Genomic DNA, 13901 nt, shown 5'->3' with positions numbered 1-13901 from the left:
CCGCTCGTCCGCCCCGGGCCACCGGGCAGGTCGCCCCGAATCGCTTCCATCCCCACCCATGGTGCAATGGATACGACAGTGCAAGCGGGGCCGCGGCCGGTCCGGGAGGAGCGAGGAGCGCTTCCGGGCGAGCAGGCGCGGCCATGGGTGGTGGGGTTCGACGCGCTCTCGCGGGAGGACGTGGCGCTCGCGGGAGGAAAGGGCGCCAACCTGGGCGAGATGACGCAGGCGGGGCTGCCCGTCCCCCCGGGCTTCGTGGTGACGTCCGAGGCCTTCCAGGCGGCCTTGCGGCCGCTCCGCTCGCGGCTGGAGGAGCTGTGGCGGACCGTGGACGTGGATGATCCGGAGTCGCTGGCGCAACACTCGGCCGAGCTGCGCGAGCAGGTGCTCCAGGTGGAGCTGCCCGCCGGGCTGCGGGACGCCGTGCTCGAGGCCTATCACCAGATGGGGGAGAAGCACTCGGTGGCGGTGCGCTCCTCGGCGACGGACGAGGACACGTCCGCCACCTCGTTCGCCGGCATGCACGAGTCGTATACCCACGTGGTGGGGGACGAGGCCGTGCTGACGCGGCTGCGCGAGTGCTGGGCCTCGGCCTTCGGGCAGCGGGTGGTGTCCTACCGCAAGAGCCAGGGCCTCACCCAACTGCCCTCCCTGGCCGTGGTGGTGCAGGAGATGGTGGACTCGGCGCGCTCGGGGGTGATGTTCACCGCGGACCCGGCCACGGGGGATGTGCGGCGGCTCGTCATCGAGGCGGCCTGGGGGCTGGGCGAGGTGGTGGTGGGCGGCCAGGTGGAGCCGGACACGTACATGGTGGACAAGCAGGGCCCGCGGGTGCGCGAGGTGCGGGTGGGGGACAAGGCCTTCCTGCTGGAGCGCGCGCCGGAGGGGGGAGACCGGCGCGTGGAGCTGGGCGAGGAGCGGGCGCGCAAGCGGGTGCTGGCGGACGAGGAGGTGCTGACGCTGGCGCGGTTGGGCGCGCGGGTGGAGGCGCACTATGGCTCGCCGCAGGACATCGAGTGGGCCGAGCAGGGAGGGCGGTTGTACCTGGTGCAGTCGCGGCCCATCACCACGCTGGGCGGGGCCACGCCCGAGCCGGGGAAGGAGGCGCGCAAGCCGCCGCTGGTGACGGGACTGGGCGCCTCGCCGGGCCGTGTCACCGGGAAGGTGCGGGTGCTGCGCGGCCCCGAGGAAGGCAAGACGCTGCGCAAGGGCGAGGTGCTCGTCGCCGCCATGACGTCACCGGACTGGGTGGCCACCATGCGCCGGGCGGTGGCCATCATCACCGACAGCGGCGGCATGACGAGCCACGCGGCCATCGTCAGCCGAGAGCTGCGCCTGCCCTGCGTGGTGGGCACGCGCAGCGCCACGCGGGTGCTGCGCGACGGCGAGGAGGTGACGGTGGACGGCGGCTCGGGCGAGGTGCTCGAGGGCCGGGTGGAGGAGGTGACCGCGCCCCGGGTGGAGGCGGTGGGGCCGGTGGAGGCGCCCCGGGCCGTCGTGGCCGGTGAGCCCGAGCCCCTGGCGACGAAGCTGTACGTCAACCTGGCCCTGCCAGGGCAGGCGCGCGAGGCGGCCGCGCTGCCGGTGGATGGGGTGGGGCTCCTGCGCGCGGAGTTCCTGCTCACCGATGCGTTCGGCGGCATCCACCCGCGCAAGCTGATCGCCGAGGGACGGCAGCGCGAGTTCCTGGAGCGGATGGTGGCCCCGCTGCGGGAGATCGCCCGGGCCTTCCATCCGCGCCCGGTGGTGTACCGGACGACGGACTTCCGCACCAACGAGTTCCGGGGGCTGGAGGGCGGCGTGGAGTACGAGCCCGTCGAGGCCAATCCGATGATCGGCTTCCGCGGCTGCTACCGCTACCTGCGTGAGCCGGAGGTGTTCCGTCTGGAATTGGAGGCGCTCGCGCGGGTGAGGGAGGAGTCCCCCAACCTGCACGTGATGATTCCCTTCGTGCGCACGCGCTGGGAGCTGGAGGCGTGTCTGGAGTTGTTGGATGCCAGTCCCCTGGGACGTCAGCGCGGGCTGGAGCGGTGGGTGATGGCGGAGGTGCCCTCGGTGGTGTACCGCATCCCCGAGTACGCGAAGCTGGGCGTGACGGGCGTCTCCATCGGCTCGAATGATCTCACGCAGCTCATGCTCGGGGTGGACCGGGACTCGGAGATGTGCGCGGAGCTGTTCAACGAGTCGGACGCGGCGGTGCTGGATGCGATCATCCGCATCATCCACGCCAGCCGGGCGGCGGGGGTGACGTGCTCCCTGTGTGGCCAGGCGCCCTCGAACCGGCCCGAGTTCGCCGAGCACCTGGTGCGGGCGGGCATCACCTCCATCTCGGTGGACCCGGGCGCGGTGGGAGCGGCGCGGCGGGTGGTGGCCGCCGCCGAGCGCCGCCTGCTGCTGGAGGCCGCGCGGACACGGTGAGATTTCGGAGGCTCGCCCCGGTGACGTCGGATGTTGACGAGGGCACGTCATGGCGTTTGAGCAGGATGCGGGTGCGCTGGAGTGCCGCTTCGAGTTGCTCCAGACCGATGCGGGCTTCCAGGTGCGGTTCCTGGCGGGCGACCTTCCGCCCCTCGAGAGGCCCTTTGGCTTCGAGCTGTCCCCCAGCTCCCGGGCCCGGGGCGTCATCGCCCGTATCGAGCAGGGCATCTGCACCCGGTCGGATCTCCAGGACGTGGGCAGCCAGCTGTGGAACGCGTTGCGCCCACCGGGCATCCGCGAGGCCTTCGAGGCGCTGGAGCGCCAGGCGGACGAGTCCCACCCCCTGTTCGTGTGGCTGGACATCCCGCCGGATGCCACGGTGGAGCGCCTGCCGTGGGAGGCCCTGCACGACGAGCTCGCGAGCAGCTTCCTCGGAACGGACCTGCGTTACTGCCTTCTGCGCCCTCCGCCCCGGGGCTCCCCGCGGATCTCCTTGCCCCCCACCGCGCAGCGGCCCCTGCGCGTGCTGGTGGTCATTCCCGAGGGCTCCGGCCTCCAGGTCCAATACGAGTGGAACAACCTGCGCAGCGTGGCCCGGAGCCTGGGCGAGACCTTGCATACCGGGCTGGTGGAAGGGCGGGTGACACCGGATCGGCTCCTGGAGGAGCTGAAGGCCGGGCCCTGGGACGTGCTGCACTACATCGGCCATGGGGAGGTGAGCGAGGAGGGCTTCTCCCTGCGCCTCAACCGGGAAACCTCCGAGCTGGGCGACTTCTGGATGGATGCCGCCACCTTCGCCAGCCTGGTGCAGGGGCAGCACCTGCGGCTCGCGCTGCTCAACTGTTGCCTGGGCGCGTCGCCCTCTGTCTCGAGGACGCTCTCGGGGCTGGGCCCCCTCCTGGTACGCACGGCGCGCGTGCCCGCCGTCATCGCCATGCGGTATGAGATCTCCGACACGGTCTCCATCCGGTTCGCGGACAGCTTCTACCGGGAGCTGCTCACCGGCCATGCCCCCGGACACGTGGCCATCGCGGTCCAGCAGGCGCGGCGCTCGCTGCGCATCAACGCGAGCGGGGACACCGTGCGGGGCTTCATCACCCCCATGCTCTACCTCAGCCCCGGCTGCGAGCGCCTCTTCGACATCCGCCCCGCTCCCGCCCCGGCCCCGCAGCGCGTGGAGCCGGTACAGGCCAGGTCCACGCCGTGGTTGCCGGAGGCGCTGGTGCGCGGCCTGCTCCACGGGCGCTGTCTGCCGGTGGTGGGCCCGGGCCTGCACCGGCTCACCCCGCTGTCGAGGCGGCGTGGCCAGGAGACCCGTCTCCTCGCGCCCACCCTGGGCCAGCTCATCCACCGCCTCGCGCGGGAGTGTGGTTATCCGGAAGAGGAGGAGCTGCTGCGCATGGAGCAAGCCCGGGATTGGTACCTCACCTTGTTGCTGGCCCGCATCTGCCAGCACTACCAGCGCAATGGCCGGCGCTATGAGCTCATCGAGTCGCTCCAGACGGCATGCGAGCACGCGGAGCCGCCCGAGTGCATGCGGCAGCTGGCCACCTGGGACGTGCCGGGCATCTTCTACCTCCACTTCGACGGGCTGATGGAGGAGGCGCTCCAGCGCGCCCGCAAGCTGTCCCGCGTGCTCAACCGGGTGGAGCAGTCCCTGCCGGGCGAGCACGCCGAGCCGCTGCTGGTCAACGTGCTGGGCACCCTCACCCAGGCCTCCTCGCTCGCGCTCACCGAGACCGACCGGGATCATCTCCTCTGGGAGCGGCTGTCCCGCGCGAGCTCGGAGGTGGTGGATCTGATCCACCAGATGGGCCGCGGCTTGCTCTTCCTGGGTGTTTCCCCGCGCGACTCCCTCGCACGGCGCCTGGCGGGCCTGCTCGAGGTGGGCGAGGCGTCGATGCAGGGGCCCTGCTTCTTCGTGTCCACGGAGGCCACGCAGGTGGATGCCGCCTATTGGGCGCCCTTCAATGTCCAATGGATTCGCGAGGAGCCGGCCGCGGTCATCGAGGCGCTGACGGCGCGGTTGGAAGAGGAGGCGCGATGAGACCGTCCGACCCTCCCTACAAGTTCCTCTCCTATTTCGAAGAGCCGGACCAGGGCCGCTTCTCCGGGCGCGAGGACGAAGTGCAGGAGGTCCTGGCCGGGCTCACCCGCGGCCGGACCTTCGTGTTGTATGGCCGCTCGGGGTTGGGCAAGACGTCCCTGCTGCTCGCCGGCCTCTTCCCCCGGCTGCGGCAGCGCGGGTTCCTCCCGCTGCGGATCCGCCTGCTGGAGTCACCGGTGGACGACATCTGCGCCGCCCTGGCCGCCGCGCTCCCGGGCTCGGGGCTGACCGGAGAGAATGCGCCCCGTGCGCCAGAGGAGCGCGTTCAGCGCATGCTCGAGGAACTGTCCACCCGCGCGCCGCTCGTCATCGTCCTGGACCAGTTCGAGGAGTTCTTCGTCCGCTTCCGGGAGCGGCCCGCGGCACGGGCGGAGCTGATGAGGCTGCTGGGCCGCATCTCCCAGGAGCATGCCACCAACCTCCGGCTCGTCTTCAGCCTGCGCGAGGACTACTACGCCGAGCTGCAGGACCTGCGCGCCACCCTGCCCGAGCTGACCCGCTACGGGCTGCGGCTGCTGCCGCTCACCGCCTATGGCGCGCGCCAGGCCATCGTCCGGCCGTTGCAGCACGCGCACGTCACCTACGAGGAAGCCTTCGTCAACCACCTGGTGGATCTGCTGGCGGGCTGGAACTTCGATCCACCCGTGCTCCAGATCGTCTGCACCGAGCTGTATCGCGACGTGGTGGCACGGCGGGGTCTGCCCGTGCACCTGACGCGGGAGGACCTGGAGCGGCTGGGCGGCGTGGACGGCATCCTCGGCGGGTACGTCCACCGGGTGACGAGCGGGCTGGGCGAGAAGCGGATGTTGCTGGTGCGGTTGGTGCTCGACGCCCTCATCTCCTCGGAGCGGACCCGGTATGCCCTGCGCGTGGAGGATCTGCTCGCCGGCCCGGTGCGGGCGGAACAGGGGGAGGTCCGCGCCGTGCTCGAGCACCTCACCGGGCAGGGCCTGCTGCGCGTGGAGCACCGCAAGGGCGAGGAGTGGTTCGAGCTGTTGCACGAGCACCTCATCACCATCGCCAGCTCCTGGCTGTCCGACGACGAGGACTTCGTGCGCTTCCGCGCGACGCGCAACTTCGTGGCCACCCTGAGCGAGGGCTCCCAGTGGCGCACCAACCCCGACTGGCTGCTGACCGCCCCCCAGCTCGAGGACCGGGTGGACCCCTGGAAGGAGCGGCTGAGGCTCGACGAGAAGCAGGCGGAGTTCCTGTTGCGCAGCAGCGTCCACGGGCAGGCGGACTCCGTGGCGTATTGGGCGGCCCGTTATGACGAGTCCGGCGAGGGACGCTCCGTGCGGCTGGTGCTCGGGTTGCTCGAGCACCCGGACCTGTCGGTGCGGCGCGGCGCGGCGGGCTCCTGCGGGAAGCTGCGGGACGGCTCGGGCCAGCTCGCCGCCCGGTGCCTGACGCTGGCCCTGGAGGATCCGGACGAGGTGGTGCGCGGCGCGGCGAGGAAGTCGTTCGTCCAGCTGGCGAAGCCGGATGCGCTCGGGAGGCTCCAGGGCGCGCTGGAGGCCGCGCGGCAGCGGCCGCTCGCGCTGGAGTTGCTGGCGGACCTGCTGGAGGCGGAACGCCCGGCCGAGGGCGTTGCCGAGCACTGGTCGCGCCTCGCGAGAAACATCGTCCGGGAGCGCCGGCTGCGGCGGGAGCAGGTGACCATCCGCGCGCGCATCATCACCGGTGCCCAGGTGGGCGTCGTCTCGGGGCTGGCGTGGAGCCTCACCCTCGGGCTGCTGATCGCGACCTACTGGCTCTATACCAACTACCCCGAGGTGGTGACCGTGCGCTGGCCCACCGTCTTCGAGGGCCAGGTGCTCTGGCTCATCATCGACAATCTCCCGTTCGTCTTCGTCCCCTGGGGGCTGATCCTGGGATGGAGGGTGGCAAGGCGTGCCGCGATCACCGCCGCGGCGGAGGGACGGGAGGACTGGCGTGCCTCGGTGCTGCGCAGCGGGACGCTCATCATCGGTTGCGTGGTGCTCCACCTGGTGGTGCTGATAACGGAGGAGGCCGCGACGCTCCTGAATCAGGAGGCCGAGGTCGCGAGGCTGTTGGGGATCTCCCGGTGGCTCGTCTTCCTCACCGTGCTCCTGGTGGCGTCACTGCTGGAGTGGCTGCTGACCGTAGGCCTCGTCCAGCTCGGCGTGCGCTGCTTCCGCGCGAAGTCGAAGCCTGCCACGGTGTACGCCTTCGCGGTCCTGTGCGGTGCGGTCTTCCCTCACACCCTGGATTGGTTCCTGAGCATGTGGGCGTGGTGGGCCCATCCCTGGCCCGGTGCGCTCCACATGCTGTTCGCCAGTACGGTCGCGAGCGTGTCCATCGTGAGCAATTACCAGACGTTCGTCATCATCTCCGTCCTGGCGGCGGAGCGGTTGCGACGCCCGTCCACACGGCCACGCGAGACCCTCGCGGCCCGGGCCGTCGTCCTGGTTTGCGCCCTGATCTTCTTCCTCATCTACCCACCGTTCCGTGAGGTCGAGACCCTGCCCGGCGTGCGCGGGGACTTCCAGCTCGTCACGGAAGTACCGCTCACGGGGCAGGTCCGGCAGAACGAGAAGAACGCCGAGTACTTCTCCGTGGATGCGCTGTCCGACAGGCCCTTCGCCCTGTCCATCCACGCGGAGAAGTACTCCCGCACCCGGCTGGTCATCGGAGGCCAGGAGCTCTCGAGCGGAATGTTGCTGGTCTCCGCCTGGCCGCGGCTCGCGGGAGCGGTGGTGTCCCTGCCGGGGTTGGACGAGCCGAAGACGGGCTCATCCCGCCAACCCATCCTGACGGACTACGGCTACCAGTTGCGCCGGGAGCCCATCCAGCAGGGGCACCTGGAGGAAGCGCGAAGGGGGGAGTGGAGCCTCGCGATGCTCCCGCTCGAGCAGGTGGCCTCAGGCGCGGGAGAAGGCCCCGCGTGGCGGGTCTCGCTGGGGGGCCGGCTGCCTCCCGCCCTGCGGGACGCCATCCAGGGCGTGTACGTGTTGCCCGTGCTGGTCAACATCGCCGGCCTCGAGCCGGGGGCGTGCATGGGGATCTCGAGCTCCGCCGGTCCCGCCCGGAAGTACATGGACACCGTCGTGATCACGAACCGGGCGGACACCGGAGTCGTGCCGCCGCCGGGCATCCAGATGGAGCTCTTCGCGGAGGGTCTGCGGCTCTGGCCGGGGGCGGATGGGAGCTGGAGCGCCACGCTGACCCTCTCGCCCATCGTGGAGTTCCGGCCCCTGGAATGCGAGCAGCCGTCCGTGGGGCCACTGCCCGGCGGGGACTGGCGGCTGCCGGTTCCGAAGCTGTACGGGGAGCGCCCCAGCCTGCTGGTGGCCGTCATGCTGTATTGAGTGCGCGGGCAGGGGGCTGTCCTACCACTCCGCGGCGAGCAAGAAGATGGTGTAGACGTCCTCCGCCCCCGGGTTGAGGACGTGCACCGCCGCCGAGACGTGCCGGTACGCGAGCCCCAGGAGGAAGCCTCGCGAGAGGTCGAAGCTCGTCGTGACGGTCCTGGTGCGCTCGAAGATGAGGCCCGCGCGCGCCCACTCCACGGGCCAGAGGGAGAGCTCCGTCCAGCTCGAGAAGAAGTTGGCCTCCGGCGCTCCCAGGTCGAAGACGTACTCCATCTCCGAGTACAGCTCGAGCTTCCAGAGGGAGAGGCCGAGCTCGAGGGCGGGCGCCAGCCCGTTCGTCCTGCCAACCATCCCGCCCAGCAGGGGCGTGAGCTCGAGCCGGAGCCTCTCGCCGAAAGCGAAGTTCACGCCGAGGAAGGCGGAGAGGGTATGGAGCGCCTCGGCGTTGTAGCGGGCCTCGAGGTGGAGCAGGCCCCGGTCCGCGAGCGCGCGCCAGAGGACATAGTCGGTGTCGTCGGGGAGGGAGTAGTAGCTTCCCTCGCCCCTGAAGGACCAGCGTGGTGCCCGCTCGCTCGCGGTGGCTTCCTCGCTCGCGGAGGCGGGGGCGGCCCAGAGCATGGCGAGCGCCGCCACGAAGGCGCGCAGGTCCGCGTTCGCGCGGTGTCCACCTGCGCTCACCCCGCCTGCTTCCCCTCGGAAGCGGTGGAGGACGCCAGGATGTCGCACCAGTCGCCGTAGGCCTGCACCGGGGCGCCGCGCTTGAAGAAGTCGCGCAGGGCTTGTTTCAGGTTCTGCCAGAAGCCGCCCACCGTCGCGGTCAGCCAGTGCAGATCGCTGTAGGCCTCCAGGTAGCCTGCGGCGTGGATGGAAGGAGCGCCCTGCTTCACCTCCAGCACCACCGAGAGGTGATGGCCCTCCACTCCCACGCGTTCGGGCGAGCTCGTGTCATCCAGCCGCCAGCGCGCGCTCGTGCCCTCGAACACCTCCGTCTCCACGCAGGTGCGGCGTGCCTGGTAGATGAACGGGCCGATCACGGCCTTGCCGTAGACCCGTGCGGCCACCTCTTCCGTGAGGCTCACTCCCGGCATCACCGGCAGCGGCACGCCCACCTTCGCGCCCACGTCCAGCGCCAGCATGCCCCCCATCTCCGCGTGCGCCAGCACCGTGCTCCGCTCCTCGGGGAAGAGCCTGAGGACGCGGAAGCAGTCCGTGCGCTCGCTGTCCGTGCGGAACTCCACCAGGCACTCCAGCCGGGAGAAGCCCTGGTCCCTCTTGGGGAAGAGCGTCAGCGGGATGTCCACCCGCCACAGCGCGCATCCCGGTGCGCACGGCATGTCCCCCCGGGTGTAGGGGGTGATGAGCAGCCGCTGGTGGAAGGCGATGAGCTCTCCGTGCAGCCGCTCGCGCAGCCGGGCCACGCGCTCTCCCGGGAGCTCCTTCTCTCCGCGGGAGCCGGGCAGCTTCCAGGCCGCCTCGGAGATCTCATCCCAGAGCCGCTCGGTGTCCATGGGCGGATGCCGCGTCACGAGGCTCCTCAGCGCCGGGGTCATCTGCTCGTTCGCCATGCGGCCTCCCTACGGCTGTGGCAGTATTGTAGGAACGTGCCGGGTTCCCGCCTCGCCCACCTCCGGGGATGGGCTGCTGTGCACCAGATGACGCCGCCTCCCCGTTGGCACACCTCACGCCGGGGTGGGGACGGGCACTGGCGGGGCCTTCCCCGTGCCCACCCGCGCCGAGACCTGCTCCATGTACGCGACTGTCGAGCTCAGCGTCGCCGCGTCGTCGTCGAAGCCGCCATGGCTCCTGGCGCGGGACGCGCCGGGCTGATCGAGCGCCACGTCATTGGGGGCGAGCACCCACCGGGCCTTGTCCTGGAAGAGCGCGCGGAGCGTCTCGTCGCGCTGGATGAAGGTGGCCATGCCCAGCAGCGGCTGGCCCCGGGCATCGGCGATGCGCGGGATGCGGGGCGTCGGCTCGAAGGCGTTGGAGATCAGGTAGAGCAGCGACTTGTGATAGAGGCCCAGGCACGTGTCGTCGCGCTCGCCCTCCTCGGTCAGCGTGAACACCGTGAGTTGCTCGATGCCGCCGTTCTCGAGCAGGGGCAGGTACGTCTCCTTGAAGAGCCCCGTGGTGCAGGCTGGCGCCCAGAGCGTGCAGGAGGCGATGGGCAGTCCAAGTCCCGTCTCCCCCTCCAGGGGTCCCTGGCCGATCCGTCCCTGGCTCGCCAGCAGTTGCACCAGCGGGGCGTGGAAGACAGCGCCCGCGCTGTGTCCCACGAGGTGGAGCTCGAGCGAGGGCTCCTTCTTTCGCAGCTCGGCGAGGAGCCCGGCGGCGAACCGGGCCCCGCCGCGCGCCGAGGCCGTTGCCCGCGTGGCGTTCTCCTTCATCTCCTCCCACTGCGCCTTCCCGCCGAGCCGGCGCGCCAGCGGCTCGAGCATGTCGTCGAACCGGTCCTCCATGAGCTCCTTCAGCCCGCGAGGCATCCGCTCGGGTGTGCGCCGGCCGCACGCGTCCCGCAGGAGGTTCTTCAGCGTCGTCAGGAAGTCGCTCCTCCAGACGAACTCCAGCGGGTAGATGTGCCTGCTCAGCAGCTTCTCCCGGTGGAGCGCCACCCGGTATACCGCCGAGGACTCGTCCACCAATCCGCCATGCGCGTAGAGCATCAACCGCTTCTGGGGCCAGTGCCGGGTGATGCGCGGGAAGTCCTGCTCGAGGAGCTGCCGGACATCGGCCCGGCCCGTTCCATAGGTGCCGCCACGGCGCAGGAGGCCGTCGTTGCCGATGCTGATGATGTGCGGGCGCAGCTCGGCGAAGGCATAGCTCTCATGGGCACCGGCGACCGCGGCGCGGGTCTTCCCGGTGACCCGGGCCGCCTGCTCGCGGCTGATGGGGACGCCCAGGCGCAACGCCCAGACATCCGAGCCATTGGCCAGCCAGTCGCCGTAGCCGAGGTGGCAGAACCCCTGCCTGCCGTACCCCGGGCCCCAGGAGTTCTGGATCCAGAAGCCATCCGCGTCATAGCCGACGATGGCGAACGCGTGCCCGCCCTTGAGCTCGGTGCCGCGATGGATGTGGCCATCGCCGCCCACCTCCATCCAGCCCGCGTGCACCGCGCAGGAGGCGTAGAGCACGCCCACCTCCGAGAGCGCGCTGTGCATGCAGACCAGGTCCTTGTGATTGACGCGGTAGTAGGCGCCCAGCGGGTGCATCATGGCGTCGGCCGCGCGCTCATCCGTCAGGACGCCGGGTTGCTCGCAGTGCGGATCGTACGTCCACTTCTCCTCCGCGCAGACGCCGTGTCTGTGCCAGCCCTTGAGGGCCCCGCGGCAGCTGGAGCCTTCGTAGTTCTCTCCCGGCCACTCGTCGTACCGGCGGGCCATCTCGTAGAACATCCTCGGGCTCACGCACGGTGGCTCGGGCCGGGAGCCACTGCCTGGCCTGCGCCCCAGCTTGCGGAACAGGTAGTTGGCGGTGGTGGCCAGGCCGAAGCCCGTGCACGCGCCCTCCTTGCCCTGGTCCAGGATGGGTACGCCGTACGCCTGGTATTCCTCCAGCGGGAGGACGGGGGGCACCTCCACCAGCGTGGCCTCGTAGAGGCGGTCCCGGAAGTCGGGCGTATCCCTGCGGGCGTTGAGGATGGGCTCGAGGACGTTGCCGAGCCAGGCCATGGCGGACTCCTTTCGTCTCCATGGACGATGAGGATGGGAGCCGCCGTCCACCAGCCATCCACGGGTACTAGTTTCCAGGCATGAGGAGTTCCTGGCTCGGGAGCGCGGGGCCGCTGGGGGTATCGGCGGGAGGGCTGCTGGTGGGGTGTCTGGCCTGGTGGCTCGGTCACCCGCGGGTGATGGAGCTCGCCTGGGCGGCCGGCACCGTCCCCGTGCTGCTCGTGGTGGCGGTGTCCATCATCGATGACCTGCGCCGGGGCCGCATGGGGGTGGACATCGTGGCCCTGCTGTCCATGGCGGGGGCGCTGGCGCTCGGACAGTTCCTCGCGGGCATCATCATCGCCCTCATGTTCTCCTCGGGAAGGGCCCTGGAGGAGCATGCCCGCGCCCGCGCGCGGCGGGAGTTGACGGCGCTGCTCGGCCGGGCGCCCAAGGTGGCCACCCGCTACGAGAATGGCGGGCTCGTGCAGGTGCCGGTGGACGCGCTGCGGCCCGGCGAGCGCCTGCTCATCAAGGGGGGCGAGGTGATTCCGGTGGATGGGCTCGTGCTCTCCGCCGAGGCGGTGCTGGACGAGTCCGCCCTCACGGGCGAGTCGCTCCCCGTCTCTCACCCGCAGGGCGAGCGGGTGCGCAGTGGCCCCGTCAACGCCGGCCCGCCCTTCGAGCTGCGCGTCCTCTCCACCGCGGCCGAGAGCACCTACGCGGGGGTGGTCCGGCTGGTGCAATCCGCCCAGGCCTCCAAGGCCCCCTTCGTGCGCATGGCCGATCGCTACGCGCTGCTCTTCGTCCCGCTCACGCTCGCCCTGGCGGCGCTCGCCGGGGTGTTGTCGGGAGATCCGGTGCGCGCGCTTGCCGTGCTGGTGGTGGCCACGCCCTGTCCCCTCATCCTCGCCGCCCCGGTGGCCATCGTCTCCGGCATCTCCCGGGCCGCCCGGCGCGGCGTGCTCATCAAGGACGGGGCGGCCCTGGAGGCGCTCGCCCGCGCCCGTGTCCTGCTGTTCGACAAGACGGGCACCCTCACCACCGGTCAGGCCCGGTTGACGGCCATCGAGACCACGGGAGACGCGCAGCCGGAGGAGCTGCTGCGGCTGAGCGCCTCGCTGGAGCAGGTCTCCCAGCACGTCATGGCCGGTGCCATCGTCTCCGCCGCGCGCGAGCGGGGACTGCGCCTGTCGCTGCCCACCGAGTCCGCGGAGACTCCAGGCGCCGGCATGAGCGGCGTGGTGGAGGGCCATCGGCTGAAGCTCGGGACCCATGCCTGGGTGGAGGGGGCGGGGCCTCTCTCGCCGTGGACGCGCGCGGTGCTGCGGCGCATGGGTTACGAGGGGTGCTCGGGCGTCTTCGTCTCCATCGACGGGAAGCTGGCTGGGGCGCTGCTGCTCGCCGATGAGATCCGCCCTGACACGCCCCGGGCGCTGCGTCTGCTGCGCAAGGCGGGGGTGAAGCGGCTCGTCATGGTGAGCGGGGATCGGGCGGAGGTGGCCGGAATCATCGCCTCGGCGCTGGGCGTGGATGCGGTGCTCGCCGAGCGCAGCCCCCAGGAGAAGGTCCAGGCCGTGCTCAGCGAGCGCACGGCGGGCGTCACCCTGATGGTGGGCGATGGCGTCAACGACGCGCCCGCGCTGGCGGCGGCCGACGTGGGCGTGGCCATGGGGGCGCGCGGCTCCGGGGCGTCCTCGGAGGCCGCGGACGTGGTGGTGCTGGTGGACCGGTTGGATCGGCTCGTGGAGGCGCTGCTCGTGGCCCGCCGTGTCCGCGCCATCGCGTTGCAGAGCGTGCTGCTGGGGATGGGCCTGTCCCTGGTGGCCATGGGCGTCGCGGCCGCCGGCCTGCTGGGTCCGGTGGCGGGGGCCATCCTGCAGGAGGGCATCGACACGGCGGCCATCCTCAACGCCCTGCGCGCGCTGGGCGGGGGCGGCCTGCTCCCGGCGCACCATGCGCTCCCGGCCGAAGCGGTGATCCGGCTGAAGGCCGAGCACCAGGAGCTGCGCCCCGTGCTCGAGCGCATCCAGTCCCTGGCGGATCGGCTGGATGCGCTGGCGCCACGGCAGCAGAAGGCCGAGCTGCTGACGCTGGAAGGGGTGCTGGAGGAGCGGTTGCTCCCCCACGAGCGCAGCGACGAGACCGGGCTCTATCCCACCCTGGCCCGGCTGCTGGGCGGGGAGGATCCGCTGGCCAGCATGAGCCACACGCACCGGGAGATCGCCCACCTCGGACGGCTCCTCCACCGGCGGGTGTCGGACCTGGCCGAGGAGGGCCCGGATGCCGCCGAGCAGCGCGAGCTGCGCCGGCTCCTCTATGGCCTGAGCGCCATCCTCCAGCTCCACTTCGCCCAGGAGGAGGAGCTCTTCGAGGCCGTCTCCTGAGGGGAACGGA

Annotated in this window: 7 protein-coding genes; 4 read left to right on the top strand and 3 right to left on the bottom strand. The window is 71.2% G+C overall.

All coding sequences use genetic code 11. The features are described from left to right. Nucleotides 1-78 precede the first annotated feature (78 nt). Genes ppsA through VFZ09_RS08705 form a run of 3 tightly spaced genes read left to right on the top strand, consistent with a single transcriptional unit; the run spans nucleotide 79 to nucleotide 7854 of the window. A complete protein-coding gene (ppsA, locus tag VFZ09_RS08715; protein WP_414640682.1) occupies nucleotides 79-2418 on the top strand; it encodes a phosphoenolpyruvate synthase in 2340 nt (779 codons plus the stop codon). A gap of 49 nt (nucleotides 2419-2467) precedes the next feature. Further along, complete coding sequence (locus VFZ09_RS08710) at nucleotides 2468-4465, top strand: CHAT domain-containing protein (RefSeq protein WP_329727037.1); 1998 nt, start codon at nucleotides 2468-2470, stop codon at nucleotides 4463-4465. Next, on the top strand, nucleotides 4462-7854 hold the full coding sequence (locus tag VFZ09_RS08705; RefSeq protein WP_329727036.1) for a hypothetical protein: 3393 nt from the start codon (nucleotides 4462-4464) through the stop codon (nucleotides 7852-7854). Before VFZ09_RS08710 ends, VFZ09_RS08705 begins: the two co-directional genes overlap by 4 nt. Nucleotides 7855-7875: 21 nt before the next feature. On the opposite strand, the gene VFZ09_RS08700 is transcribed toward VFZ09_RS08705, so the two are convergent. The 3 genes from VFZ09_RS08700 to VFZ09_RS08690 form a co-directional block, all read right to left on the bottom strand. Next, a complete protein-coding gene (locus tag VFZ09_RS08700) occupies nucleotides 7876-8535 on the bottom strand; it encodes a hypothetical protein (protein WP_329727035.1) in 660 nt (219 codons plus the stop codon). After that, nucleotides 8532-9422, bottom strand: a complete 891-nt coding sequence (locus VFZ09_RS08695) for a hypothetical protein (protein ID WP_329727034.1) — start codon at nucleotides 9420-9422, stop codon at nucleotides 8532-8534. Before VFZ09_RS08695 ends, VFZ09_RS08700 begins: the two co-directional genes overlap by 4 nt. A 114-nt stretch (nucleotides 9423-9536) precedes the next feature. Then, nucleotides 9537-11525: a C1 family peptidase gene (locus VFZ09_RS08690; RefSeq protein ID WP_329727033.1), complete on the bottom strand. Its 1989-nt coding sequence runs from the start codon at nucleotides 11523-11525 to the stop codon at nucleotides 9537-9539. An 80-nt stretch (nucleotides 11526-11605) separates the two neighbouring features. On the opposite strand from VFZ09_RS08690, the gene VFZ09_RS08685 reads away from it, so the two are divergent. Then, the gene (locus tag VFZ09_RS08685; RefSeq protein WP_329727032.1) at nucleotides 11606-13891 is read left to right on the top strand and encodes a heavy metal translocating P-type ATPase; all 2286 of its coding nucleotides are present in this window, start codon (nucleotides 11606-11608) and stop codon (nucleotides 13889-13891) included. Nucleotides 13892-13901 lie beyond the last annotated feature (10 nt).

The organism is Archangium sp., assembly GCF_036277355.1.
GTDB lineage: Bacteria > Myxococcota > Myxococcia > Myxococcales > Myxococcaceae > Archangium.
Note: the sequence above shows the minus strand (reverse complement) of the source record. Positions and strands in the feature narration are given on the sequence as shown.

Bases quoted from the DNA above. Each gene is read 5' to 3' on its own strand.
- VFZ09_RS08705 (WP_329727036.1), top strand. From the start codon at position 4,462: ATGAGACCGTCCGACCCTCCCTACAAGTTCCTCTCCTATTTCGAAGAG.
- VFZ09_RS08710 (WP_329727037.1), top strand. From the start codon at position 2,468: ATGGCGTTTGAGCAGGATGCGGGTGCGCTGGAGTGCCGCTTCGAGTTG.
- VFZ09_RS08685 (WP_329727032.1), top strand. From the start codon at position 11,606: ATGAGGAGTTCCTGGCTCGGGAGCGCGGGGCCGCTGGGGGTATCGGCG.
- VFZ09_RS08690 (WP_329727033.1), bottom strand. From the start codon at position 11,525: ATGGCCTGGCTCGGCAACGTCCTCGAGCCCATCCTCAACGCCCGCAGG.
- VFZ09_RS08695 (WP_329727034.1), bottom strand. From the start codon at position 9,422: ATGGCGAACGAGCAGATGACCCCGGCGCTGAGGAGCCTCGTGACGCGG.